Below are 24,908 nucleotides of genomic sequence, written 5' to 3' on the forward strand. Positions count from 1 at the left end.
GAATATCTTCGACAAAGTTTTAAACAAATTCATTTATAACAGTACATTTGTATTATGCCAACAAATGTTCTCTTAATTACACCACCATTTACGCAACTTAACACAAGTTACCCCGCTACTTGCTACCTCAAAGGTTTTTTAGAACATAAGGGGATTCCCACACATCAAAGCGATTTAAGTATTGAGTTATTCGATCGTATATTTTCAAAAAAAACGATTGAACAAATTTTTGAGCTAGCAGGTCAGCAGCATCCAATTCTATTACCTCAAGTTTGGGAACAACGTTCAGAATACATCAACAAAGTTGAAACGGTTATAAACTTCTTAAGAACACATGAAACGACAACTGCATACCAACTCATACACGATAGTTTTTTACCGAGAGCTCATCGATTCGAAAAGTTAGAAGAAGACTTATCTTGGGCATTCGGGAACCTTGGGATACTTGATAAGGCTAAACATTATGCCACCTTATTTATTGAAGAATTAGGGGATTTTATTAAAGCCAACATTGATGAGTTTTTTTCGTTTACACGATATGCTGAACGTATATCATCTTCGGCAAGTAGCTTTGATGAACTCGACGAATACCTTTCTTATGAAACAACTATCATTGAAAACGAATTACTAAAACTTTTAGCAGAAAAACTAGAGACATACTCTCCAGACTTAGTTTGTTTTTCTATTCCTTTCCCTGGTAACCTCTTTGCAGCATTGCGTTGTGGGCAATTCATTAAACAATACTTTCCCAAAACTAAAATAGCTTTTGGAGGAGGATATTGTAATACCGAATTACGTTCATTATCAGATGTAAGGGTCTTTAACTATGTAGATTATATTACATTAGATGATGGTGAGGCGCCTTTACTAAGATTGGTTGAACACCTTAACGGTTCTATCCCCAAAGAACAACTTGAACGCACCTTTTTATTACATAAAAACGAAGTTGTATACCAAAACCACATCCCTAACACTATATTTCACCATAAAAACCTTCCTGCGCCAAGTTACGAGGGACTAAAACATCACCTCTATTTATCTTTTCTAGATGTAATGAATCCTATGCATCGTTTATGGAGTGATGGGAGATGGAATAAATTGACCATAGCTCATGGGTGTTACTGGAAACAATGTTCTTTTTGTGATGTCACATTAGACTATATTGGAAATTATCAAAACACCACAGCAGATGACTTAGTCAATAAAATAGAAGCTATCATTAAGGAAACAGGCGTTACTGGTTTTCATTTTGTTGATGAGGCTGCACCTCCCAAAATGTTAAAAGCACTTGCGAATCGATTAATTGAGCGAAAAGTATACATTACTTGGTGGACCAACATTCGATTTGAAAAAACATTTACACCTGAACTTTGTCAACTCTTAGCAAAATCAGGATGTATTGCTGTTACAGGAGGATTAGAAGTAGCATCAGACCGCCTGTTAGCAAAAATGAAAAAAGGAGTAGATATTGCTCAAGTTGCTCGTGTTACGAATAGTTTTGCCAATGCAAATATTATGGTCCATGCTTATTTAATGTATGGATTCCCTACGGAAACTGAACAAGAAACCATTGATTCACTTGAGGTTGTTCGCCAATTATTTATTAACGGGTGTATTCACTCGGCTTTTTGGCACCAGTTTTCAACAACGATACACAGTCCTATTGGTCAAAACCCTGAAGCTTATGAAATACAAATAACGGGACCTCAATTTCAGGGATTTGCAGAGAATGATTTAACACACCTAGATCCTCTTGGAACTGAACATACTGACTTTACTGAGGGCTTAAATTTAGCACTCAACAACTATCTAAATGGTTTAGGTTTGGAGGAGGAATTACAAGCGTGGTTTGCTTTTGAAATTCCAGTAACTACTGTTCCAGAGCATCTCATCGAAACTGCTCTAACTTTCGAAAACTGATTTTATTCAATAATTTAATCCAAGACCTTTATTAACTTCGTTTAAAAATTGTTACTATGAATTTCACCAATCTTAAGGTCATCGAATTAGCCAGTGTGTTAGCTGGTCCATCTGTAGGAATGTTTTTTGCTGAGTTAGGAGCTCAAGTAATCAAGATTGAAAACAAAAGAACCAATGGTGATGTAACAAGAAACTGGAAACTTCCCAACGAACAAAAAGATGCTGTTTCTGCATATTTTTCTAGTATTAATTGGGGGAAGCAACACCTTTTTATTGATTACAGTAATGATGAAGATTACAATACCGTGTTACAATTGTTAATGGATGCTGATCTTGTAATCTGTAATTTTAAACAAGGCGCTGCTGCTAAATTTAATTTAGACTACGCTTCAATCAAAGCATTAAACCCCTCTATTATTTATGCCCAACTTAACGGCTTTGAATCTACTCCTGAACGAGTTGCGTTTGATGTTGTTCTACAAGCTGAATGCGGTTATATGTATATGAACGGACAAGCGGACTCCCCTCCTACTAAAATGCCACTGGCTTTAATGGATATTTTGGCTGCTCATCAGCTTAAAGAAGGAATCTTAGTTGCATTAATTAATAAAGCAACTACAGGTAAAGGAGCTTATGTTGAATCCTCATTAGAAGAAGCTGCTATTAGCTCTTTGGCAAATCAAGCAACCAACTGGCTCATGAACAAGAAAATACCTCAACGCATGGGATCTCTTCATCCCAACATAGCGCCTTATGGAGATGTATTTCAAACAAAAGATAACAAAGAATTGGTTCTTGCTATTGGTTCGGATGCTCAATTTCAAAAGTTTTGCAAATTATTAGGAAGCGAAGAACTTTCTAATAAAGCGATATTTCTCACTAACGAGGCTAGAGTTAAAAACCGGTCTTTACTTAAAGCTGCATTAGCTGATCTAATTATTAACTATAATCGAGATGAATTGATTGAAGCTTGTATTAAAAATGGTATTCCAATGGGAGCTGTACGTAACATGCAAGAAGTTTTTGAAACTCCTATTGCTCAAAAAATGATTCTTGAGGAGCAAGTTGGTAACCAAAATACAAAACGTGTAAAAACGATAGCTTTCAACATCTCAGAATAATACTTTTCATTTCTTAATTTAGCTTAAGTATTTTTCATTTTCTATTTCTGAACTTTGTATAAACATTAAAAACAAAGACTTATGAAAAGTACAATAGCATTTGCAGGAAGTAATAGTTCAAAATCGATCAATCATCAAATCGTAACTTATGTTGCTTCATTAACAGCCAATACCACTACAATTAAATTAACCGATTATGAAGCTCCAATCTATTCTGCTGACCTTGAAGAAGCAAGTGGAATTCCGTCGGGAATTGTTGCATTAAATGAAAAAATAGCCACTGCCGACAGGCTGATCATTTCTGTTGCTGAACACAATGGAAACTTAACTGCATTTTTTAAAAACATTATTGATTGGTTATCCAGAAACGATCGTGATTTTTTAAAAGGGAAAGAAATCATTTTATTCAGTAGTTCACCTGGACCAGGAGGGGCTGCTTCTGCATTAGCAACAGCTGAGAAAACGCTTCCTTATTTTGGGGCAACTATTAAAAACACCTTAAGTATTGGTAATTTTTATCAAGTATTTGAAGATGGAAAAATTAACGACACATCTATTCTCGAACAAATAAAAGCGGCTTTATTATAAAGTTTATCCCACTATTTTTATTGTGTTATGAATCGTAAAGCATTTATCTATCAACTTTTAGCAAGTATTCCTGTAACTGGATTAGCCATGAACTTAAAACAACTCTCAAAAATATCCGAGGTTCTTCCTCCTACCCCAAAAACACCAGTTCTATTCTTAGGCCATGGTAGTCCTATGAACGCGATAGAAGAAAATGAATTTGTAAAAGGCTTTAGGAAAATTTCAACAACATTTGAAACTCCTAAAGCCATTTTATGTATTTCTGCACATTGGGAAACGCGTGGAACTCAGGTTACCGCGATGCAAAGTCCTAGAACGATTCACGATTTTGGAGGTTTCCCTCAAGAATTATTTGAAGTACAATATCCAGCACCAGGAAGTCCAGAATTAGCCCAACAAACTCAACAGATTATTCAATCAGAAAAAATTATTTTAGATGAGAGTTGGGGGCTAGACCATGGTGCTTGGTCTGTAATTAAACACCTTTATCCCAAGGCTAATATTCCTGTTATTCAAATGAGTTTAGATCATCGTAAATCAGCCAAAGAACATTATGCTATTGCTAAAGCGCTTAACCAATTGCGATCAAAAGGCATTTTAATTGTTGGTAGCGGTAACATTGTTCATAACCTCAGACAAGTTGCTTGGAATAAATTAGACCAACCTTACGGCTATGACTGGGCTTTAGAAGTACAGTCCAAGGTCAACCAATGGATTCTCGACAAAAACCACGATGCCCTCATTAACTTTAACCAACAAGGAAAAGCTTTTCAACTAGCTATTCCTACTCCAGAACATTATCTTCCATTACTATACACCCTTGCATTACAAGAAGCTCATGAACAGGTAACTATTTTTAATGATCAAGCTATAGCTGGTTCTTTAACGATGACTTCATTAAAAATAGGATAGCAGCTTTTCTGTCTATGGATTGATACACTTAAAAACGATTTAGCTCCCCCTATTCTTACATTAAAATTCATTTTTTAATTTTTTTCAAAAAAAAATGCAATAAAAGAAAAAAGTTACGTCTTTATTAATGAAGCGTAATTAAAGCAATGCTTTTTTTAAATGTCAGAATTAGAGAATAATAAAAAATTAGGTGCATTTTTCGGAAGTGAGTACGATCAGTTAAAGTCATACGTACACTCTAAAATTGCCGATTCATCTGAAAGAGATGCTGAAGATATTATCCAAGATGTTGCCTTAAAACTATTTTCTCGTTCAAATGATATCTCTCCGATTAATAATGTTGCGGGGTTTGTTTATAATTCTATTCGGAATAAGATTGTAGACATTTTACGCGCTAAAAAAAATGAAAGGCAAATACAAAACGAAAATGAACAAAAACTCATTGAATTTATTGACCTTTTCTATGGAGAATCAGACAATAGTTATTCTGTTGCGATAAAAAACGAGTTAATACATTGTATTGCCAATTTAAAGCCACATTATAAAAGCATCATTATAGCGATTGATTTTGAGGGTTACACTTATAAAGAACTCTCAAAGATTACTAACGTTCCTGAGGGGACTCTATTATCGAGAAGACATCGTGCCCTTTCGATATTAAACAAACAATTAAAAAAGAATATTAACATTTAAAACTTAAAATTATGTCTAATTTTTTCAAACACAAAATGCGTTCAAAATCTCCAGCTGTCATTGCTGGATGGATTATTGTTGGAATTGTGGCTGTTACAGGTTTAGCTATTTTATTCGGCTACATCATTATGTGGTTATGGAATTGGTTAATGCCAGAGTTATTTGGGTTAACAACCATTAATTATTGGCAAGCTGTAGGATTATTTATTCTTTCAAAACTTCTTTTTGGTGGATTTGGTAGTGGTGATTCTAGCAGCTCTAATGATGACTCGTGTAAAAGTAAAAAACATAAAAAGAAAAGTGACTTTTCTAAATGGGAGCTATACGACAAATTCTGGAAAGAAGAAGGTGAACAAGCTTACCAAGAATACCTGAACAAAGAAAATTTTTCGGAAACTGATAACGAAACAACACATGAATAATACGCCTCAACTTTCGATATTAAAAACTGATATTAAATCTAGAAAGAAACTAAAAATTGTTCAACCCATCTTTAACAATCATAATGACATCTTTAAATGGACTGTTGATTTGGAAGACATTGACAATGTATTAAGGGTAGAGCATCACAAAAACTTAAGTGAAGACGACATTATTCAATTAGTCAAAGTTTGTGGTTTTTATGGTGAACCATTAGAAAGCTAAACCTTTATTTTATGGTCAGAGGAAGTACAGAAATATCATAAATAATTGGTGTAAAAGGTGGAATAACCTTTCCTGGCGACCCCTCACTTCCAAAGCCTTTATAGGAGGGGACCAACACCTTGGCTTTTTGGTTGTAGTACATTTTTGATAGTGCATTACTCAGCCCTTCTACCATTTGTCCCTCTTTTCCGAGTTGAAACTCATCTGGAAAACCATTTTTATAAGTACTATAGAATGTTACTCCATTAATAAATGAAGCTTCATAATTGAGCTGTATAACTGAGCCATAAACCAATTTTGTACTATCCAAAGGTTCTGCCAAGACCATGTAAGAACCGTCTATCTCTATTACAGAATCATACTTGGCATTCCATTGCTCCACTACACGATTAACTTCCTTTAACTCCTGTAATTCTAATACTTCTTTTTGTTCTTCTATTTTTTGTAGATAAGCCTTTTCTGATTCGATTGCTAACAACCTTAATGTTATGACCATCTCTTCTTCTCCCTTTAGAAACTGAGGGACTTCTTGAAGTGCTAAATAATCTTGATAAAAACGTTGAGGATTGATATAAAACGATACGCTATCACCTTGTTGTAATTTAGCGAAACCTTCTTCAATACCTCCAAGGTGTTTAGCCTTACCTAGCATTATAACATCTTTTCCTGAAGGAGAAATAGTCCTTGAATCGTAAAAAACAGAATCTGTTAACGTTTTCCACTGCATATAAACGGTCAAATAATCGCCACGTTTAGGTGTTATTTCATCACTATTAATGTCATGATATTTATACTTTAATCCATGTTCAGTTGCATAAAACTCGGGCGTTTCACTCCCACAACTTCCCAGTAAAAATAAAACGATATAAAACCCTATCTTTTTCATTTTAGTTCTATCAATTCTATATCGTACAACACAGGGGATAGAGGCGGAATTCTATCCAAATCTCCTACTAAACCATGTGCTAAATAGTGTGGTAAAATAACATAAGCTGACTCTCCTTCTCTGAGGTAAGTTAACGCCTCATGCAAGCCTGATTCAACATTATCCATTTCGATTAAAATATCCTGAGGGGCTCCTTTTTGAGAGGCATAACATAAGGTAGTATCGGCATCCAATAGACGAACCTTAAAATTTACAACTGCCACATCTCCTCTTTTAGCTTGCTTTCCATCTGCATTTTTAGCGTAAATATAACAGTATAAACCAGTCTCAGAAACAATAGCATCCCATTGATTCCTTTCAACAAAACGTTTTATTTTGTAGGCTTCATCTTTAGTCCAAAAGCGACTAATCGTTGTAGATTCTTTTGTGGTAATTTTTGGTGGTTGATTAAAATCTTCTGGCATAGGAATATCATTAGATTTATTGGATTTGCACATTACAAATCCCAACCCTATGCACCAATAAAAAATAAAGTTCCTCATGGTATTTTTTTTCAAAATAAACCTATCCTATTTCTTTAAAGAATGTACGTACATTTTCATTAAAAAGTTCCAGCGTTTTCGCCAACGATTCTTTACACATTCCTCCTGCAGCATTTTTATGTCCACCTCCATTAAAATAGGTGTTTGAAAACTCATTTACAGGAACATCCCCCTTAGATCTAAAAGACATTTTTACTTTTTCGGTATCTTCTCTAATAAATGCTGCCATTTGCACACCTTCTACCGACAATGCAAAATTAACTAATCCTTCAGTATCTCCTTTCTGAACATCAAAACGTTGAGCTTCTTCTAATGATAAATCAATCAGAGCAACAGGCACATCTTCCATTACTCTTAATTTTTCATTTAATGAAAACCCTAGTAAATGTAATCTGTTTAGGGTATTAGTATCAAACAAACGCTCATGTACACTAGCATGCATTAGCCCTCTATTAATTAAATCAGCTGCAATTAGGTGTGTTTTAGCTTGAACAGATGGAAATCTAAACGACCCACTATCTGTAACAATACCACAATAGATATTTTCTGCAATTGAAGGATCTATAAGCTCTAAATCACCTTGGTTTTCTATAAACTCATAGACCATTTGTGCTGTTGAACATGACGCAGTATCCGAGTGCATCCAGTCACAAAAATCACTTGGGTTTAAATGATGGTCTATCATGGCTTTATAAGCATTCGACTGTTCAACAACAGTAGCTAGTTCCCCTATTCTACTTAGGTCATTATAATCCAAACAAAAAACGATGGTGGCATTTGCTATAGCTGTTTCCACTTTATCTTTCTGGTCATCATATACCAAAATACGATCAGTACCTGGTAACCACGCTATAAAATCAGGAAACGCATCAGGTACTACCACTTGTACATCATGCCCTTTTTTAACTAAATAATGGTATAAAGCCAATGAAGAGCCGATTGCATCTCCGTCTGGAGATCGGTGTGAGGTAATAATAATTTGTTGTTTCTGTTCTGCTAATTTTTCGTAAATATTCATGCTTAGTTGGAATAAAAAACCCTATTCACAATTGAATGAATAGGGTTTTATCATTGAGTTAATCTATAATTCTATCTTCTAAAACCTGTCTTTTGAGCTTGTTTATGTTCTATTAACATTCCAATACAACTCATTGCATCTTCTTCTAAACCATTAGATACATCTTCACCTAATTCAGGAATATATACCTTAACAATTAATTTTCTAGTTTTATCAGATGTAAAAGAAAATTCTGGACTAGTATCATACTTTGTATTATCATAACGCACAGTTTCCACCTTACCATAAATTCTTTTTCTAGTCACTTTTTCTACTTGTTTCTTTACTGTAGTATTTGAGGCTGCATCAAATTCTTCAACGGTCTCAAGGGTTTTACTTTCTTCCCAATATGGTTTTGAAACCATTTCAACAATCTTAAATTCAATTTTACCATCTAAAACCTCATCACCAGAGCAAAGTGCAATTCTATAATCCATTCCTTTGTAAACGACAATACTAACTTCTGCTGTATCTCCTTGAGCAAAAGCCCCAAAAACAGACTGCCCGTTATAGACCATTCCTGTTTTTTTATGTGATGGATCACAAAAACGTTGAATTCCTCGACATTCTTCTTGAGCATTAGCTATAAAGGGTAATACTAATGTCATTACGAATAAACTATTTTTTACTAAATTTTTCATCATCAATTCAATTGTTTTTAATTATAAACTAGCATCAATTACTTGCGCTCTCAAATCAGCAACGAGACTTTTTATTTTTTCAAAGTCTTCTTTTGAAACGACTGTTTGAGCTCCTCCTGAAAACATAAATTTACCATCTTCTTGTTGAGTTGTTTCTGCTTCTCCCCCCTCAACTTGTTCTAAATTCATATAAACTTCTTCTAGTTCTGCTAATTCTCCCATTGTTTCCTGAATTTCTTCATCATCAATAGACATCATTAACCCCATAATGTTTTCTAAAGTCAATTTCTGATCGCCTATTTTTTCAGCCAAAATCCCATCTTCTTTATACTCTCCTAGCTCAGTTAAAATTGACATACTTTCTAGCCAACCTCCTAAAACAATATAAGCTAAGATTTTTTCTCTACCATTATCTTCTAGGTAATTAAACGCTTTATAATATGTTTCGTTAGACAAAAACAACAATGAATCTTGATTATCCTTTGAAATATTTTCTTCAATTCTTTTGAATACTGTCCCATCAAAAGCATTTTCAACATTTAGTTCAGTACTTAGTTGTCTAATTGTTTTAAAATATTTTAAGGCTTCAGTTCCTACTTCATTGTTTGCAATAAAGGCAAGGTCTGCTGAATAGGCTCCAAAGTTTAAAGCTTGAGACTTTTGATTATCGTATTTACTAATGTTATTGATATTGTTTAAAACAGAAGCATCAAATTGAATGTTTGCTTCTTTAATCACCTCAAATAATTCGTTAGGAGTAGGAACTTTATACTCAATATCGGTATCTATATCCAATGTTGCCACATCAATACCTTGAGGCTCTTCATGCGTCACTTCTTTTTCTACTTTTTTTACCTGTTTAACATCTTCTGATGTTTTTTCCTCAGTACAACTAGTTGTTACTAAAGTTCCTCCAAGCATTAAAAATGCTATTACATTTAAATTTTTCATTTTCATCTTGTTATTCTAACAATTCAACTATAGATAATGATTTTTTCTAACCTATAGATTCTGGTTTATCAAATGTATAAAAATATTTCTTTTCTGCCAGCTAAGTTGTTTAAAGTTAAACATAAAAGTTAACAACCAACACCATTTAATCTAGTAAATAATACAATCTTCTATCATCATCAATCAGGTAGACATTAGTATAATAAAAATGCAAGACATCGGTATAACTATAACCTAAATCCACCATATTCATGGCTCCTTCTTGCGACAACCCAACTCCATGTCCGAATCCATGTCCTTTTAATACAATGTTCTCCCCTTGATCTAGAATTGAAAAATAGGTACTTTTTAGCCTCCAGTCTTTTCTTATATCTGTTAACAAAATATGCGACTCCCAACCTGCTAGGTATTTTTTTCTATTTTTTTGATTGAAATGCGTCACTTTTTCTCTTGCAATAGAATCTTCAATCGGATATTCATATTTTTCTTTAAGGTAGCTTAACCACTTCTTTTTATTAATCGTTTTGGACCACCTGTAATTATTTTTTCCTACGGAAAAGGGATCTTTTTTACTTCTTAAATAGCTTACAGGTTTATTCCATACATTCTCACTATTTTCTGTTTGCCCCCCACTATTACTGTAAAATGCAGCCGTAATATACTTCATTTCGGAATCGACCAAAACTAACCCTTTAGTTTCTGCAATTGCTTCTTCCATTTTGGGATTCTGATAAAACTTACCAAAATACACCTGGCAATTTACCAAATCTGTCAACATAAATCCCTCGTGCAAAAATTTATTTTTATGTTTTAAAGCATAGGTTCTACTAATAATTGCTTGTACTTTGTAATATTCTTTTGATTGATAGTTTCCAGATTCTGACTCTAATACTCCAATTAAATATTGCTCTAGTGGAACGTGATTAATAAAAGTAAATATTCCATTAATCACTTTTACTTCTAAGTTTCCATAATAAATACGTCGTTTTGTAGACGGACTCATTGTTTGTATCCTAAAATATCCTTTAGGGTGAGTACGGTAAAAACTAATTTTATTGTACACCCCAATAGCGATATCATTTTGAGCTATTTTAACTTGATCTCCTAACCTTGAAATCACTATTTTGTCTGTTTCTGAGACTAATTGAACTGGAATTGTATCATCGGCTACTAGCTGATAATCAAACCCCTCATGTGAAAACACAGCTCTTTTTATAGTTATATTTCTATAGATACCAACAGCCAATACTTCTTCAGCATAACTATTAGAAACAAACAGAAACAGTATTATGATTACAGTTAAAAATTTCATTGGCAAGCAAAACTAAACTTTATATTCTAAACAGATAAACGCTTCTTTAACAAATTCTTAACAAGTGTTTTTTGAATTTAGCCTTTTGCAACTTTCAGCATTCCTTTAGCCGCATTTTTTGAAGCCCCAACTCCTCCACACAAAGCGGTTAACTTTTGATACGCTTGGAGTTGTTGTTCTCGAAAATCTCCTTTTAGAATCGCTTCAAAAGCTATGCCTAATTGCTCTTCATTTAATTCGCCTTGAATTAACTCTTTAACAACTTCGCGATTAAGGATTAAATTTACTAATGAAATGTATTGAATATTCACTAATCGTTTAGCGATATGATAGGAAATTGAACTGGTTTGATAACATACAACTTGAGGTACATTAAACAGTGCTGTTTCTAAAGTTGCAGTACCAGAAGTTACCAATGCTGCATGGGCATTGTTTAGTAAATTATAGGTATCATTGAAGATAATTTTTATCTCATGTTCCCCAATTACAGATTCATAGAAACTTTTTTCTAAGCCTGGGGCTCCCGCAATTACAAATTGATAATCCTTATAGTGATGAGCTACGGCCATCATTATGGGTAGTTTTTTGGTAATTTCTTGCTTTCTACTCCCCGGCAAAAGTGCTATTATTTGCTGTTGATTTAGGTGATATTTTTTATAGAAATCATTAGAGAGTAGAGCTTTGTTTTCACGAAAATCTTCTATCGCATCAATTAATGGATGTCCTACAAACTCCACCTCACAACCTCGTTCTTTATAAAATTCTTGTTCAAAAGGAAGAATAACAAACAGTCGGTCCACATCTCTTTTTATCTTTTCTATACGTTTCTCTTTCCAAGCCCAAACTGTAGGTGAGATATAATATAGGGTCTTAAAACCTTTGGCTTTTGCAAACTTTGCGATTCTTAAATTAAATCCTGGATAATCCACAAAAATAATGGCATCAGGTTGTTCCTCAATAATTTGTTGTTTACACAATTTAATATTTTTAAAAATGGTTCGAATATTTTTAACCACTTCTAAAAACCCCATGAATGCCAATTCTTTATAATGTTTTTTGATGGTCACTCCTTGCGCTGCCATTAAGTCTCCTCCCCACCCTGTAAAAGTTGAATCAGGTGAAAGTTTTTTTATTTCTTTCACTAAATTGGCTCCATGCAAATCGCCAGAAGCTTCCCCAGAAACTATAAAAAACTTCATAGACTAATCAGCTGTTAGGAAGAATGATAACGCTCCTAATATCAATGTAACTAACACCAATCCTTTCGCTGAGTTATCTGTTTTTATTCTAAAAAACAAAATGTAAAACAACAACATATTCGGCAACAATGAAAACACAATAATTTCCTTGTTCACTTGAAAATCTGCTGTTATAAAAATTCTCCAATACTGCTCTAAAGTAGATGCTGGTAATTTTACTTCTTTTGATAATAAGAAACCAAAAATTGGTAAAATCAATCCCGTTCCTATACCTACCCAAAAATTATTTATCCAAGATAATTGATATTTCATTGACATACGTTTCCTTATTTTTCTAGTTGTTCCTTAAGCCCTTGTATACAATCATAGGCCGTTAAATCATATTGAGTGGGAACGACCGATACATACTGATGGTCTAACGCCCACATATCCGTGTCTTCTCCTTCATCATAATTATGAAATTCTCCTGCTAACCAATAATAATTTTTCTTCAATGGATCTGCTCTTTCATCAAACGTATCATCCCAAAAAGCTCTTGCTTGCTTGCCTACTTTGATCCCTTTAATTTCTTCCAAAGGTAATTTAGGAATATTAACATTTAAACAAATTCCCTCTTTCATTGGATTATCCAAAGCATCTTTTACTATTTTTTTTACAAAATGTTGGGCAACAGAAAAATCAGCTTCTAGGCTGTAATCGAGTAATGAAAAGCCAATACTTGGAATTCCACTCAAAGCACCTTCGATTGCCGCTGACATGGTTCCTGAATACAGGACATTGGTTGAGACATTAGATCCATGATTAATCCCTGATAATATCAAATCTGGTTTTCTCTTTTCTTTGGCCAATTGATAGATTCCAATTTTGACACAATCGACAGGCGTTCCTGAACAGTTGTAGGCAACATGCTCACCAAAATAATGTGTACTGTGAATTCTCAAAGGATTATTGATCGTAATGGCATGCCCCATACCTGATTGAGGGCTATCAGGTGCTACAATCATAATTTCTCCAAATTCCTCTACAGCTTTAACCAACGCCATTATTCCTGGTGCTGTAAAACCATCATCGTTGGTGATTAATATTAGTGGTCTTTCCTGAGAATTATTCATTTTATTTTAATAATATAGATTAATTGTGTAAAAATAACTATTTGTATTTGATTTTGAGACTACTTTAGACATTACATTTGTATTTACTTTATAAAAAATGTTTATCCATATAATACAATATACTAAGAATGATACATAAACTCTTATTTACGATTGCTCTTTTAACGTCTTTTAACCTTCTTCTTGCTCAAGAAACTAAAACGGTTGATGCTAAAATTGATGAAGTTACGGTGTTTTTAAACGGTGCTGAAATCAAACGAAAAGCTACTGTTTCTGTCGACAAAGGAACGAATGAATTAAAATTTGTAGACTTATCTCCATATATTCAACCCAATAGCATTCAAGTCAAAGCGAACAACAAGGCCTTGACTATTGTTTCGGTTAACCATGAGATTAACTACCTAGAAAAGAAAAACATTGCTAAATCTCCAAAAGTTCAAGCAATCAATGACAGTATCGAAAACTTAGAATTCAAATTACAGATTAGACAGTCTTATGAGCGTGTTTACAATGAAGAAAAAAGTTTGTTACTAACCAATAAAAAAATGGGAGGAGCCAATACAGGCGTAGACATTGAAGACTTAATGGATGCTGCAGATTTTTACAGAGAGCGCCTAGCAAATATTGAAACAAAGCTATTGGATATTAAGAGAAATAAAAAAGAATTAAATGCTGCAATTGCCCGTTTAAAGAAACAACGTTCGTTGTATTATAATACGGTAAAAAACACTGGAGAGATTACTGTAAACCTTACAGCTTCTCAACGAGCTAGTGCTAAAATAGAACTTACTTTTGTTGTTAATCGTGCTGGTTGGGTTCCATTCTATGATATTCGTTCCAACAATTTAGAAGAACCTGTAGATTTAACTTACAAAGGGAAAGTTTACCAAAAAACCGGAAATGATTGGAACAATGTAAAAGTAAGGCTTTCTACAGGAAATCCATCTAATGATAATACGCAGCCTCAATTTTCTAAATGGTATTTACAATACTATACTGCTTATGCAAAAAACAACCGCTACAGTGGTAAACGTAAGAAGATAAATGCAGCTTATGCTCCTGCTCCATCCTACGACAAAGGTCAATATTTAGAAGAGGTTGAAATTGAAGATGATGAGCTTGATTTTGAAATTGCAAGTAACTCTCTTGCCAACTCTACAACAGTTACAGAAAGTACTGTTAACACCACCTTTGACATCGCATTGCCTTATACAATTAAAAGTGATGGAAAATCCAATTTAATAGCTATTCAGGAGTATGAATTACCTGTTAGTTATCAATACTACACGATGCCAAGAAAGGATCATGATGCCTTTTTATTATCCAATATTGTTGGATGGGGCGATTATAATTTATTGGCTGGTGATGCCAACATTTATTTCGAGAATACTTTTGTGGGGGAATCTTATTTAGAAACTGCTATTACCAATGATACGTTAAGTGTTTCAATGGGAAGAGATAAAAGTATTATTGTAACGCGTGAAAAAATTAAAGATTTTTGTAAAAACAGTACGTTAGGAGGTAATAAAAAATCGACTCGTGGTTATGAATTAACGATTCGAAATAATAAATCTCAAGCCATAGAAATTGAAGTAATAGATCAAATTCCTCTTTCTAAAATTAAAGAAATCGAAGTTGAATTAATTGAAAATAAAAAAGCTGAATATGATGAGAAAACAGGAAAGCTAACTTGGCGTTTAAAAATTCCAGCAAACTCTACAGAAACCGTTAGCTTTAAATTCTCTGTGAAGTACCCTAAAAACCAAACTATTAACAACCTATAAAACGATGCTTAAACTTTTCTTTTTCTTCCTGTTATCCCTAACTACCTTGACTAGTCTTGCACAAAACTGTTCTACATCAGCTGTCACTATTCTGGACCAAAGCATCAAAGAAACCAGTGGGTTAATCTTTTTTAACGGGAAACTTGTTACCCATAATGATTCTGGCGATAGCCCTAACCTTTATGAAATAGACACCATTACAGGTGCTGTTACAAGAACAGTTAGTATAACAAATGCTTCTAATGTTGACTGGGAAGATATTACACAAGATGATCACTACATTTATGTTGGTGATTTTGGGAATAACAATGGAAACCGAACTGATTTAATCATCTACAGAATAGCTAAAGCTGACTTTAATACACAAACTAATGTCACAGCAGATAGTATCGTTATTCAGTATGCTGACCAAACCAACTTTTCTGCTCAACCTAATGCCAATGACTATGACTGCGAAGCCATGATTGCTTATCAAGATAGTTTAATGTTATTTTCTAAAAATTGGCTGAATGAAAAAACCTATTTATATACTTTACCCAAAACACCCGGAAACTATAACTTAGTAAAACGTGATAGTTTTGATACTCAGGGGACCATTACTGGTGCAACCTACAATCCTAATACCAATGTTATTTTATTGATTGGTTATAAATCTACAACTCTTTCAAAATATTTATGGGAATTGGCTCAATTTCAAGGATATAATGTTTTGCAAGGAACGAACACAAAATGTAATGTAAGTCTTACAGGAAGTATTCAAATTGAAGCTATTGCTGTAAAAGGTGACTTCGACTACTTTATTTCATCTGAAGAAATTTCTTATGCAGGTATTACATTAGATACCTATTTATCTTCCTACAGCTATGGAGGTGTTTCTATTGATGAAAAGAAAAAGTTCTCTATAGAGCTCTTCCCTAACCCTGTTGACCATTACCTCAACTTTATTATTAGAAATATTTCAAACACGATTAAGCACAAGGTTAAAATCACCAATTCCATGGGGCAAACCATCTATGAAAATGATGCTATTACTACTCCACACAACAGTATTGATACTTCTAATTTTCCCAAAGGAGTTTACTTTATTTCTGTGACTTCTAAAGAAAACGCTATCACCCAATCATTTATTAAAAATTAATCGTTTATATATAATTTAAATTGAGCTAAGCACGCTGAGATTTCACAGTAACTTTGATACCTATGAATTTCCTAAAGAAATATTTGCCATATCTAAAAAACAAATACCTCATTTCAATCATTGTATTATTGACGGTATTATTGGTGATTGAGGATACAAATATTTTTAGTCTTTTCGAATTAAAATCTGACCTTAAAAAATTAAGAGAGGATAACATTCAAAAAGAAAAAGACATTGAAAACATCAAGCAGAAGACCTTAGAGTTAACCACCAACCCTGAAGCGTTAGAAAAATTTGCTCGAGAAAATTATAAAATGAAGAAAAAAGATGAAGTGATTTATCTTTTTGTTGACAAAGATTCCACAGAATTAGAATAAGAGATGTACGGTAAAGAAGAAGCTATAGCACTTCGTAAACTTTTTTGGACCAGTTTTGGAAAATATATTGGTCACAATAGAACAGCAAGTGGTCAAAAGGGTAAATGGTTGAATTATAAAACTGGAGTAAAAGATATCTACTTTAGGATGGATGTAGATAAGCGAACTGCAAAAGTTTGTATTGACATTCAACAAAATGATCCAGGAATTAGAGCGCTTTTCTTTGAACAATTTAAAGAGGTTAAAACTGTTTTTGAAGACATCACCAATACGAACGAATGGATTTGGCTTGACAATTACACCAACTCGTTTAACAAAGATATTAGTCGTATTTACGTTGAAATTGATGGGGTTAACCTTTATAATAAAGAAACTTGGAATATTATTTTTCCTTTTCTTTCTAAACACTTGATTGCTTTAGATGAATTTTGGGAAGAATTTAAAGACTTATTTAAACAATTAGAGAAATAATATTTCTTTAGGGATGATCAAAAAAATAAATTTTTAATCACCTTTTTGAGTTTAAATTAAAAAAATCATTATATTTGCAAACTCAAATTTGAAGGCGAGGTAGCTCAGTTGGTTAGAGCGCTGGATTCATAACCCAGAGGTCAGGAGTTCAAATCTCCTTCTCGCTACTAGATTTCAAAACAGAAAGGACTTCTAATAATATAGAGGTCCTTTTTTTGTTTAGTAAAATAAATAATAACAGATAAACATTAAAGATCAATACCTCTTTCAATAGTTAGTCCTAAAATTTCTACTAGCTCGGATTCATATCAGCCCTAGGCTGACAGGAGTTCAAATCTCCTTCTCGCTACTAGATTTCAAAACAGAAAGGACTTCTAATAATATAGAAGTCCTTTTTTTGTTAAAAAACTACTCCACTATGCAAGAATTTGTTACCTATATTCTATACTCAAATAAATTTAATAAAATTTATATTGGGTATTCTTCTAGCCTTATAAACAGGTTTTATTCTCATAATAAGTTAGCTACTAAAGGCTATACTATTAGATATAGACCTTGGGTAGTGATTTATGTTGACTTCTTTGAACAAAAAACAAAGGCTATTAAACATGAAAAATTTCTTAAATCAGGAAAAGGTAGAGATTGGATTAAAAATACATTGATTCCAAAATATCAACAGCTCGGATTCATATCAGCCCTAGGCTGACAGGAGTTCAAATCTCCTTCTCGCTACTACTATAAACATTGTAGTTTTAACAAAAAATGGCTTCTTTAAAAGAAACTATTTTTTGTTTGGAGTAAACATTAGCTCACTTTTTATACTTTGGAATACAGAAAAGTCACTTGTTTTCTCTACCATTTTTTATTGTTTATATAGTGCTTTTTCAAAACTTTTATATCTGCGTGGTCGCTTATTAAATTTGCTGCATCACCAAAATGATTTGCTAAAGAAGTTAAATAGGTCTTCCTTAAATTTTTTAGTTGTAATTCTTTGTCAATCCCAGTTAATTTCCAAAAATGAGTAAACGCTTTAGACACTTTATCAATTAAAGTTTTCCTTTTAGCAGAATCATTTGTAGCAATAAGGTACTTACCTGAATTCTTATTTTCTAAATAATCCAAAGAAAATTGATTATAAAATACGCAAGACTTCAATGAAATTGCTTCTCACTTCATGTAATACCATCTCATTTTTGGATTCATAATACATAAATAGTTTTATATTTAAATAAAATATAAATTATGAAAGCTACACTTTTATTCATTTTAGTATTGTTATCTGTTTCTTGTACAATAGATAAGAAAAAGGAAGAGCATGCAATAAAAAAAACTTATGAGAAATATAAGACTGCTATTTTAAACAAAGATGGAGACACTGCTAGTTCTTTTTTATCTATAAGCTCATTAGAATATCTGGACAATATTGTTTACAAAGCACTGTTTTTAGATTCTATTGAATTAATTGAAGAGCCAAATATCAATAAATTATATATACTATTTGCTAGAGCTAATTCTATTGATAAAGATATGCGAGGAAATAAACTTTTTTCCAAAATGATTAACTTAGGATTTATGGAATCAAATGGTTATGCTAATACTAGCATTAGTCATATAACTTTTTACAGCTCTTCTGCAAAAGCACAAGTAACTCAGAACGGTAAAGAAAAAGAGGGGCTCATATTAGAATATTTTAAAGAAAATAAAACTTGGAAATTAAATTTATTTTCAAAAAAATTCTTAAAAAATGTAAATTACCTTTTAGATAATCTGGCTAAGGAAAACGAAATGGATATTAATGATTTTTTAATTTCAGCAATTAATTTCAGCTTAAACAAAAATATTAATAGTAAAATTTGGCACCCTAAGTATAATTTAGATTCATAAGTATCAACAACAATCCCAATAAAAATAAGCATTAGAAAAGTCTTTAGCTATTACACTTTGCTTATTAAGAAAAACCTTCCTATGAATCTTGTAATACTTTAAGTTGTTGCTATCATGTTTTAATAGTACTTGGTATAGAAGCACAAGAAGAAAAATTATCGGAAGCCTATCTTGAAATCAACAAAGCTTCAAAATGTATTAAAAGTTATTTTAAAAAGAGCTCATAATTCTATATGATTTTATATTTTTGATTCAATAAAAACTATCTCAAATTATAAAAAAATGAAAAACCTTTTATCCCTTTCAATTTCAATTCTATTAATTAATATTTCTTTCTCACAGCAACATAGCGAACCGCTTGAGATTAAATATAATTTTAAGAGTAAAACCCTTAAATTAGATTCTAATAAAATAAAATCTATGGCTAAAGGTGACTTTTTCAAAGTCAAAATTGATAACATAAACCTTAATATTTATGGAGTTTCTTTAGAAAAGAATGATAGTACTTTATTTAAGGAGTTTAATACTTCTAATCTATTTAATTCTTATACTAACTTATCTTCTTTAGTTGATGGAATTATTAGTTCAGTTATTAGCATTCCCAAAAACGAAATTGATTCAAATAATAAAAAAAAGATTCAAAAACCTTCAGAATTAACAGGTATATCTAATTTTTATTCTGTTAAGTTGCTTAGTTTTGGATTTTTGATTAAGAATATAGCATCAGATATCGATAGTTTAGCTATTAAAACAAACATGGATATTAAAAGGTCAAAAGTCCTATATTCAATAGAAAAAAATGATCCAAACAAAAAAATAGACATTAAATATATTGATAAATATCACGCCAAAATAATAGAGTTTAAAGATTCTTTAGAGTCTATTGGCAAAGGAATTTCTTCAATCTCAAACAAACTAATAAAAATAAAAGACTCATTATCAAAAATTGACTCTTCTAAGTACATTAAAACTGTTAATGATTTTAATACACTAAGTACTGCTGTTTCAAAATTACAAGTTAATTTATCTTCTGAAAATGTAAATAAGACACTTAATACTTTATATGATATTATTAATAATTCAAGTGGTAAATATGAAACATTACCTATTCAAATGACAGATGATTTTACTACTTTGAATCTAAAAATAACACCTTTAGACTCTGGTAGTCGCTTACCTTCTTATAACACTAAAATAGCTTTTCCATTACAAAGAGACTTTTATTTCTCTGTTGGAACTGGTGTTTATCATGCAGGATTAAATGATTCAGTATATTCTGTAATTGGACAGAATGAAAATGACTCTGTAAATAGCTATAGATTAATTAACGAACGAAGTAATAATTTTGAATTAGGAGCAAATATTATGTTACAAGGTGGATATATATTCTGTCGAAAGAATAATATTAATATAGGTGTTCATGCTTCTTTAGGAACAGGGTTTTCTTTTACACAAAATGTTCGAACACGATTTTTATACGGTGGCGGTCTAACTATTGGTAACAAACACAACTTAGCTATAAATATTGGAGGCATTTCAGGTTACGTGGATAGATTAAGTAACGCATTTAACTTAGATAGTAAATATTCTGAAATCCCTGAAAAAACTAATGTGTCTTTAATTCAACATAAGCTTTTTGGATCCGTAGGATATTGTTTTATTTTCTAATAAAGTTAAACACATAATCTATATGCCAAATTAATCGTTCTTTGCTTCCTTTATCTAAGGCTCTTTGTCCTGACAGCATAGAAGTAAAGAAGCAATATGAGTTTAATTTAGGGTTTACAATTTTTCTAGTCCCTAGTTTTTCGTCAAATTCAAATTCGTAGCCCATCCATATATTTTTATTATTGTTCCTATCTGCTCCAAGTAATGTTCTTGCTTGAGTATTTGATACAACAATTACTTTAGGGTTTAAATATTCTAAGATAGATTTGGCTATATCTAGTTGTTCAACAATAAAATTTAACCCATCAGCAGACTTAAACAAAACATCTCTTATAAAAGCTTGTTCCGTTTCCTTAAATACTAATAAGTCTAAGTGTGCCCAAGTTAATTCTTTTTTGTAATCATCTTTTAGTATCCTTTGAATTTCTCCAAATGGCTTGAAATAGTAATGTCCTAAAGCTTGCTCTCTTGTATAAATACTAGAGTTTGTTGATTCACCATCATAAGATGGGTTTATTCCAACAAAAAGGATATCTACATCTTTAATTCCTTCATCAAACTGAAAAGTAAAACCGCGATCTAGCAAGTTTTTTTCATACTTTCTAGTACTTGTATTTATAGAACTGTTTTTATACTTGTCCCAAATATTTTGATAAGATTCTATTAAAGTTTGGCCTTTCATAATGATTCTTTTTTAGAATTAATTCGCAGATAAAATCAAGTATTTGATAAATAAAAAAATCAAATTCGGAACAAACTAAGAACTCTTTAATGCTTATTTTTAAGTAATTCTATCTTTTCAATATCTAAGCCTGTAATTTGAGCAATTAGGTCTACATCAAGGCCTTTCTTTAAAGCTTCGATCGCTATTTTTTGTTCCTTGTTTTTTAACTGTTTTGCCATTTTCTCCATTTTCTCCTTAATCTTATAAGGCGGCACATACTTTAAACTCAATAGTAATTCATCCATTAAGCCATCAACTTTAAAACTAAAATAAGTTTTTTCCGAAATAATCAAATGATCTAATACTGGAGTATTGACAATCAATCCTGTTTGAATTAATCGATCTGTAACATCTTTATCTTCTTTAGAAGGTATCAAATCTCCTGTAGGATGGTTATGACATAAAATAACCTTAGCAGCACGTTTTTGCAAAGCAAAACTAAAAACCTCCATAGGTTCTACAGTAACAGACTTAAAAGAACCTAAACTCACTAATTCAATGAATAAAATACGGTTGTTATTTTCTAACCCAATTACCCAAAAATGTTCGCGATTACGATCTATTAGCTGCTCTCTTAGAAAAATCTTTTGCATAACGCTATACAAATGATCTCCGTTAAGCACTTTTATTTTGTCTTCTTCGCTTAATTGTATATTCATGATTATAAAATAACTTTATTAATTTTTTTATCAGTTTCTTACCTACTAGTAAACATAAAGAAAGTTTTACTTTATTTCTAATAATTACTTAGCTATGTATCAAAAGAGTATTTTTATCGGCAAGAAAAAAAATTATTCTTTAATAATTTTTGATTTTCCAATCACATTACCATTTTCTTTAACAATTAAATGATACAAACCTTTAGGTACATTTTTTAATGAAATTTGAGAATTTATGTATTGAATGGGATAAGTTAAAACTATTCTACCAGAATTATCTATTAAATGAGCAAGTAAGCTATTGTAAGAATCTATATCTTTTATTTTAATTGTAAAACTTTCATGTGCTGGATTGGGGTATGCTTTTATTTGATTAAAATTATTGCTTCCTACATTTCCAAAATAGTTTTGATAAGACACCCTTAAATTATCTATCATCCAACCTTCTTTATTTGTCTCTATAGCGTCACTAATAAAATTAAATCTTATCATCAAAGTATCTATAGTAAATGCTTTAATAGGCATTGACCAAATCCAATTGATAGATGCATATTGCCATTCCGTAACAGTACCAGAAACACCATATTCACCATTATAAAGAGTATCATCGTATGGAAGGTAATCTATAAAAACATTAAGGTCGTTAATTATATTATCCCAACTTTGACCATAATCATAAGATACTTCAATATACCCACCATCTAATAAAGAGTCACTATCAATTTTATACATAAACTCTACCAACATATTATCTGCCCAACCAGCAGGACTAGGAACTGTCCCCCCATAATTATCTGTCGGTATCAAAATAAATGAAGAGTGATTATTTATTGGATAATTAGATATAGAATCTGTGATTAAAACTCTATTAAAAGAATAAGCAGAATCAAATAGCACTTTACTTGGTTTTCCTAGCTCCCATATGTTACTTGATGAAGTATCAATCTCTATGACAGAGCATGGCTGTTCAAAATCGCAAGAATCAATGGTTACTTGTTGAGTAAAGATACTTGTGATACTTAGAAATATGTTTAATATAAGTAATAATATATAATTTTTCATTGCTTAATCATTTTCCGATTAAATAGAAGTTTTTCACCTTCATACACTATCAATAGCATATTCCTATAGATATATTATAATGAGCAGTTTTTACAATTGACACACGAACTTAAAAAAACTTTTTTTAATGAGTTCTAAGAAACTTTCTCATTCTAATAGATATCAGTATACTTTAGATTGAACATCCAAAAAAAAAAAAATAAACAACTAGAAATCAAACATATACAACAACTAAGAATACAAAAGCGCCATTTGGAACATTACCGGCGAAGCCGTTTCGTTTAGTTAGTTTCCCGATTTTTGGTACGTTTAAAAAAGGAGAATATTACTAAAAAACTAATATTAAATATTATTCCTATTATAACATACATACCTAACTCGTCTAATAGAGAATAAGAAAAGTTAAGTGGGTCAATTGTTTCCTCTTCAACTTCATATTTTAAGGTTAGATTTAAGCTTAAAAATCTAACTAAGAAAAATATAATAAATGATACTTGAAGAATACTAAAAACTATTATTGTCTTTTTCATATCAATTCTAATATTTATTGAGCATCTATATCATCTGAAGACAGAGAACCTGTGTTATTACCACTTGAACTTCCTCCTCCGGATGAATTAGCTGATGAACCAACAGATTCCCCTGAACTGCCAGAAGATTCTCCCATACTTCCTGCCCCTTCCATCTTTTTTACATCTTTTTTGCTGGTATATTGTGTCTTTAATTCATCAGTTACCTCAGTCACACCATCACCTTCTTTTATAATTAAAAAATCTTGAAGAGAAGTGGGTATTAAAAAGTCTTCATCATAGTCTATTCCTATTATAGATTCTTCTTCAAATATTTGAGTACCTCCTATCTTAACAATATCGCATGTAATAGATGTACAATTATTACTAAATAAATCATAGACACCTATAACTTTACCATTAGACTTAATTTTTTCATTTGAAGTAGTTGGAGCCGCATCAAATTTATCTAGAGTCGCATCTAACATTTTTCTTATTTTGACATCATCTTCTAAATCGTCAATCTTAAATGCTCGAGCTTCTAACCTGAACAATTCTTTCGAGACATATTCTTCAGCATTCCCACCATCATATCTAATCATAACACCTTCCCCAATGGTTCCATATGCCTTACCATATCGTCCAAAAGTATATACAACTAAATCCTTACCACTTTGAACGGTTAAAAATGTATGTCCAGTACCTTTAGTTTCAGTATATATAACAACTTCTAAACCTTCTAGTTCAATTCCATCAATGACTCTATTCTCACTAAATGCATAGGGACTATTATGAGAATATTCTGCTTCCAACGGATCAGTCGAAAAGAACCTACCTAACCTCGGGTCATGCATTCTATACTTATAATTAACAGAGTTTCCATTCCCTTTGATTTCATTATCCATTTCTTGTCCTTGGAACCCATAACGCGAGCTTTCACTATTCGAACTTAAAGCACCTATTTCCATACCAAATGGATAATAAGATGAGTAGCTCACCACATCACTCTCGAACCCATCGAACGTATTATTTACATAAGGCTTGATTAACTTA

The 24,908-nt window shown here is 31.9% G+C and carries 28 protein-coding genes and 1 tRNA gene; 15 read left to right on the top strand and 14 right to left on the bottom strand.

Annotation, left to right across the window (positions count from 1 at the left end; translation table 11 throughout):
- Positions 1-54: 54 nt before the first annotated feature.
- The 7 genes from N4A35_16120 to N4A35_16150 all read left to right on the top strand — a co-directional run bounded on the left by N4A35_16120 (position 55) and on the right by N4A35_16150 (position 5,879).
- On the top strand, positions 55-1,920 hold the full coding sequence (locus tag N4A35_16120; GenBank protein ID MCT4582940.1) for a radical SAM protein: 1,866 nt from the start codon (positions 55-57) through the stop codon (positions 1,918-1,920).
- A 56-nt stretch (positions 1,921-1,976) separates the two neighbouring features.
- The gene (locus tag N4A35_16125) at positions 1,977-3,041 is read left to right on the top strand and encodes a CoA transferase (protein MCT4582941.1); all 1,065 of its coding nucleotides are present in this window, start codon (positions 1,977-1,979) and stop codon (positions 3,039-3,041) included.
- A gap of 81 nt (positions 3,042-3,122) precedes the next feature.
- Positions 3,123-3,629 carry an NAD(P)H-dependent oxidoreductase gene (locus N4A35_16130; protein MCT4582942.1) on the top strand — a complete coding sequence of 169 codons (507 nt, stop codon included), beginning with the start codon at positions 3,123-3,125 and terminating at the stop codon, positions 3,627-3,629.
- Positions 3,630-3,656: 27 nt separating this feature from the next.
- On the top strand, positions 3,657-4,541 hold the full coding sequence (gene ygiD, locus N4A35_16135; GenBank protein ID MCT4582943.1) for a 4,5-DOPA dioxygenase extradiol: 885 nt from the start codon (positions 3,657-3,659) through the stop codon (positions 4,539-4,541).
- Between the two features lie 159 nt (positions 4,542-4,700).
- The gene (locus N4A35_16140) at positions 4,701-5,234 is read left to right on the top strand and encodes a sigma-70 family RNA polymerase sigma factor (GenBank protein MCT4582944.1); all 534 of its coding nucleotides are present in this window, start codon (positions 4,701-4,703) and stop codon (positions 5,232-5,234) included.
- An 11-nt stretch (positions 5,235-5,245) separates the two neighbouring features.
- The gene (locus N4A35_16145; GenBank protein MCT4582945.1) at positions 5,246-5,656 is read left to right on the top strand and encodes a hypothetical protein; all 411 of its coding nucleotides are present in this window, start codon (positions 5,246-5,248) and stop codon (positions 5,654-5,656) included.
- Complete coding sequence (locus N4A35_16150) at positions 5,649-5,879, top strand: hypothetical protein (GenBank protein MCT4582946.1); 231 nt, start codon at positions 5,649-5,651, stop codon at positions 5,877-5,879. Before N4A35_16145 ends, N4A35_16150 begins: the two co-directional genes overlap by 8 nt.
- Before the next feature lie 4 nt (positions 5,880-5,883).
- Here the strand turns inward: N4A35_16150 and N4A35_16155 are convergent, their stop codons facing one another.
- From N4A35_16155 to surE, 9 genes are all read right to left on the bottom strand, one after another.
- Positions 5,884-6,765, bottom strand: coding sequence for an FKBP-type peptidyl-prolyl cis-trans isomerase (locus N4A35_16155; GenBank protein MCT4582947.1), 882 nt, complete (start codon positions 6,763-6,765; stop codon positions 5,884-5,886).
- Positions 6,762-7,307, bottom strand: a complete 546-nt coding sequence (locus N4A35_16160) for an FKBP-type peptidyl-prolyl cis-trans isomerase (protein ID MCT4582948.1) — start codon at positions 7,305-7,307, stop codon at positions 6,762-6,764. Before N4A35_16160 ends, N4A35_16155 begins: the two co-directional genes overlap by 4 nt.
- A gap of 22 nt (positions 7,308-7,329) precedes the next feature.
- Positions 7,330-8,325 (bottom strand): DHH family phosphoesterase, encoded by a 996-nt coding sequence (locus N4A35_16165; protein ID MCT4582949.1) that lies wholly within the window; start codon positions 8,323-8,325, stop codon positions 7,330-7,332.
- Positions 8,326-8,396: 71 nt separating this feature from the next.
- Positions 8,397-9,008 carry a hypothetical protein gene (locus N4A35_16170; protein MCT4582950.1) on the bottom strand — a complete coding sequence of 204 codons (612 nt, stop codon included), beginning with the start codon at positions 9,006-9,008 and terminating at the stop codon, positions 8,397-8,399.
- Positions 9,009-9,026: 18 nt separating this feature from the next.
- Positions 9,027-9,956, bottom strand: coding sequence for a hypothetical protein (locus tag N4A35_16175; GenBank protein MCT4582951.1), 930 nt, complete (start codon positions 9,954-9,956; stop codon positions 9,027-9,029).
- Between the two features lie 145 nt (positions 9,957-10,101).
- Positions 10,102-11,268, bottom strand: a complete 1,167-nt coding sequence (locus N4A35_16180) for a SpoIID/LytB domain-containing protein (protein MCT4582952.1) — start codon at positions 11,266-11,268, stop codon at positions 10,102-10,104.
- A 77-nt stretch (positions 11,269-11,345) separates the two neighbouring features.
- Positions 11,346-12,467 (bottom strand): lipid-A-disaccharide synthase, encoded by a 1,122-nt coding sequence (gene lpxB / locus N4A35_16185; GenBank protein MCT4582953.1) that lies wholly within the window; start codon positions 12,465-12,467, stop codon positions 11,346-11,348.
- 3 nt (positions 12,468-12,470) lie between these two features.
- Complete coding sequence (locus N4A35_16190) at positions 12,471-12,779, bottom strand: hypothetical protein (GenBank protein ID MCT4582954.1); 309 nt, start codon at positions 12,777-12,779, stop codon at positions 12,471-12,473.
- 14 nt (positions 12,780-12,793) lie between these two features.
- On the bottom strand, positions 12,794-13,579 hold the full coding sequence (gene surE, locus N4A35_16195; GenBank protein MCT4582955.1) for a 5'/3'-nucleotidase SurE: 786 nt from the start codon (positions 13,577-13,579) through the stop codon (positions 12,794-12,796).
- 128 nt (positions 13,580-13,707) lie between these two features.
- Here surE and N4A35_16200 point away from each other — a divergent pair, with 128 nt between their 5' ends.
- From N4A35_16200 to N4A35_16225, 6 genes are all read left to right on the top strand, one after another.
- Positions 13,708-15,363, top strand: coding sequence for a DUF4139 domain-containing protein (locus tag N4A35_16200; GenBank protein MCT4582956.1), 1,656 nt, complete (start codon positions 13,708-13,710; stop codon positions 15,361-15,363).
- A 4-nt stretch (positions 15,364-15,367) separates the two neighbouring features.
- Positions 15,368-16,501, top strand: coding sequence for a T9SS type A sorting domain-containing protein (locus N4A35_16205; protein MCT4582957.1), 1,134 nt, complete (start codon positions 15,368-15,370; stop codon positions 16,499-16,501).
- Between the two features lie 62 nt (positions 16,502-16,563).
- Positions 16,564-16,878, top strand: a complete 315-nt coding sequence (locus N4A35_16210) for a septum formation initiator family protein (GenBank protein ID MCT4582958.1) — start codon at positions 16,564-16,566, stop codon at positions 16,876-16,878.
- A 3-nt stretch (positions 16,879-16,881) separates the two neighbouring features.
- A complete protein-coding gene (locus N4A35_16215; GenBank protein ID MCT4582959.1) occupies positions 16,882-17,349 on the top strand; it encodes a DUF4268 domain-containing protein in 468 nt (155 codons plus the stop codon).
- Positions 17,350-17,442: 93 nt separating this feature from the next.
- A tRNA-Met gene (locus N4A35_16220) sits at positions 17,443-17,516 on the top strand.
- Positions 17,517-17,767: 251 nt separating this feature from the next.
- Entirely contained in the window at positions 17,768-18,055 is a 288-nt protein-coding gene (locus N4A35_16225) for a GIY-YIG nuclease family protein (GenBank protein ID MCT4582960.1), read from the top strand.
- Between the two features lie 146 nt (positions 18,056-18,201).
- On the opposite strand, the gene N4A35_16230 is transcribed toward N4A35_16225, so the two are convergent.
- Positions 18,202-18,471, bottom strand: coding sequence for a hypothetical protein (locus tag N4A35_16230; GenBank protein MCT4582961.1), 270 nt, complete (start codon positions 18,469-18,471; stop codon positions 18,202-18,204).
- A gap of 120 nt (positions 18,472-18,591) precedes the next feature.
- Between N4A35_16230 and N4A35_16235 the strand changes: the two genes are divergently transcribed.
- Together N4A35_16235 and N4A35_16240 are read left to right on the top strand one after the other, a co-directional pair.
- A complete protein-coding gene (locus N4A35_16235) occupies positions 18,592-19,233 on the top strand; it encodes a hypothetical protein (GenBank protein ID MCT4582962.1) in 642 nt (213 codons plus the stop codon).
- A gap of 282 nt (positions 19,234-19,515) precedes the next feature.
- Positions 19,516-20,901 carry a hypothetical protein gene (locus N4A35_16240; GenBank protein ID MCT4582963.1) on the top strand — a complete coding sequence of 462 codons (1,386 nt, stop codon included), beginning with the start codon at positions 19,516-19,518 and terminating at the stop codon, positions 20,899-20,901.
- Here the strand turns inward: N4A35_16240 and N4A35_16245 are convergent.
- The 4 genes from N4A35_16245 to N4A35_16260 form a co-directional block, all read right to left on the bottom strand.
- Complete coding sequence (locus N4A35_16245; protein MCT4582964.1) at positions 20,891-21,583, bottom strand: hypothetical protein; 693 nt, start codon at positions 21,581-21,583, stop codon at positions 20,891-20,893. The two genes, N4A35_16240 and N4A35_16245, sit on opposite strands and share 11 nt — an antisense overlap.
- A gap of 86 nt (positions 21,584-21,669) precedes the next feature.
- A complete protein-coding gene (locus tag N4A35_16250) occupies positions 21,670-22,284 on the bottom strand; it encodes a JAB domain-containing protein (protein MCT4582965.1) in 615 nt (204 codons plus the stop codon).
- A gap of 132 nt (positions 22,285-22,416) precedes the next feature.
- Positions 22,417-23,346 (bottom strand): T9SS type A sorting domain-containing protein, encoded by a 930-nt coding sequence (locus tag N4A35_16255; GenBank protein ID MCT4582966.1) that lies wholly within the window; start codon positions 23,344-23,346, stop codon positions 22,417-22,419.
- Positions 23,347-23,890: 544 nt separating this feature from the next.
- A partial coding sequence (locus tag N4A35_16260; GenBank protein MCT4582967.1) for a hypothetical protein occupies positions 23,891-24,908 on the bottom strand: 1,018 nt, incomplete at its 5' end.

The organism is Flavobacteriales bacterium (assembly GCA_025210295.1).
In the GTDB taxonomy this organism is placed as follows: domain Bacteria; phylum Bacteroidota; class Bacteroidia; order Flavobacteriales_D; family Parvicellaceae; genus S010-51.

Coding starts and splice junctions, on each gene's coding strand:
- N4A35_16120 (MCT4582940.1), top strand. CDS start 55: ATGCCAACAAATGTTCTCTTAATTACACCACCATTTACGCAACTTAAC.
- N4A35_16125 (MCT4582941.1), top strand. CDS start 1,977: ATGAATTTCACCAATCTTAAGGTCATCGAATTAGCCAGTGTGTTAGCT.
- N4A35_16130 (MCT4582942.1), top strand. CDS start 3,123: ATGAAAAGTACAATAGCATTTGCAGGAAGTAATAGTTCAAAATCGATC.
- ygiD (MCT4582943.1), top strand. CDS start 3,657: ATGAATCGTAAAGCATTTATCTATCAACTTTTAGCAAGTATTCCTGTA.
- N4A35_16140 (MCT4582944.1), top strand. CDS start 4,701: ATGTCAGAATTAGAGAATAATAAAAAATTAGGTGCATTTTTCGGAAGT.
- N4A35_16145 (MCT4582945.1), top strand. CDS start 5,246: ATGTCTAATTTTTTCAAACACAAAATGCGTTCAAAATCTCCAGCTGTC.
- N4A35_16150 (MCT4582946.1), top strand. CDS start 5,649: ATGAATAATACGCCTCAACTTTCGATATTAAAAACTGATATTAAATCT.
- N4A35_16155 (MCT4582947.1), bottom strand. CDS start 6,765: ATGAAAAAGATAGGGTTTTATATCGTTTTATTTTTACTGGGAAGTTGT.
- N4A35_16160 (MCT4582948.1), bottom strand. CDS start 7,307: ATGAGGAACTTTATTTTTTATTGGTGCATAGGGTTGGGATTTGTAATG.
- N4A35_16165 (MCT4582949.1), bottom strand. CDS start 8,325: ATGAATATTTACGAAAAATTAGCAGAACAGAAACAACAAATTATTATT.
- N4A35_16170 (MCT4582950.1), bottom strand. CDS start 9,008: ATGATGAAAAATTTAGTAAAAAATAGTTTATTCGTAATGACATTAGTA.
- N4A35_16175 (MCT4582951.1), bottom strand. CDS start 9,956: ATGAAAAATTTAAATGTAATAGCATTTTTAATGCTTGGAGGAACTTTA.
- N4A35_16180 (MCT4582952.1), bottom strand. CDS start 11,268: ATGAAATTTTTAACTGTAATCATAATACTGTTTCTGTTTGTTTCTAAT.
- lpxB (MCT4582953.1), bottom strand. CDS start 12,467: ATGAAGTTTTTTATAGTTTCTGGGGAAGCTTCTGGCGATTTGCATGGA.
- N4A35_16190 (MCT4582954.1), bottom strand. CDS start 12,779: ATGAAATATCAATTATCTTGGATAAATAATTTTTGGGTAGGTATAGGA.
- surE (MCT4582955.1), bottom strand. CDS start 13,579: ATGAATAATTCTCAGGAAAGACCACTAATATTAATCACCAACGATGAT.
- N4A35_16200 (MCT4582956.1), top strand. CDS start 13,708: ATGATACATAAACTCTTATTTACGATTGCTCTTTTAACGTCTTTTAAC.
- N4A35_16205 (MCT4582957.1), top strand. CDS start 15,368: ATGCTTAAACTTTTCTTTTTCTTCCTGTTATCCCTAACTACCTTGACT.
- N4A35_16210 (MCT4582958.1), top strand. CDS start 16,564: ATGAATTTCCTAAAGAAATATTTGCCATATCTAAAAAACAAATACCTC.
- N4A35_16215 (MCT4582959.1), top strand. CDS start 16,882: ATGTACGGTAAAGAAGAAGCTATAGCACTTCGTAAACTTTTTTGGACC.
- N4A35_16225 (MCT4582960.1), top strand. CDS start 17,768: ATGCAAGAATTTGTTACCTATATTCTATACTCAAATAAATTTAATAAA.
- N4A35_16235 (MCT4582962.1), top strand. CDS start 18,592: ATGAAAGCTACACTTTTATTCATTTTAGTATTGTTATCTGTTTCTTGT.
- N4A35_16240 (MCT4582963.1), top strand. CDS start 19,516: ATGAAAAACCTTTTATCCCTTTCAATTTCAATTCTATTAATTAATATT.
- N4A35_16245 (MCT4582964.1), bottom strand. CDS start 21,583: ATGAAAGGCCAAACTTTAATAGAATCTTATCAAAATATTTGGGACAAG.
- N4A35_16250 (MCT4582965.1), bottom strand. CDS start 22,284: ATGAATATACAATTAAGCGAAGAAGACAAAATAAAAGTGCTTAACGGA.
- N4A35_16255 (MCT4582966.1), bottom strand. CDS start 23,346: ATGAAAAATTATATATTATTACTTATATTAAACATATTTCTAAGTATC.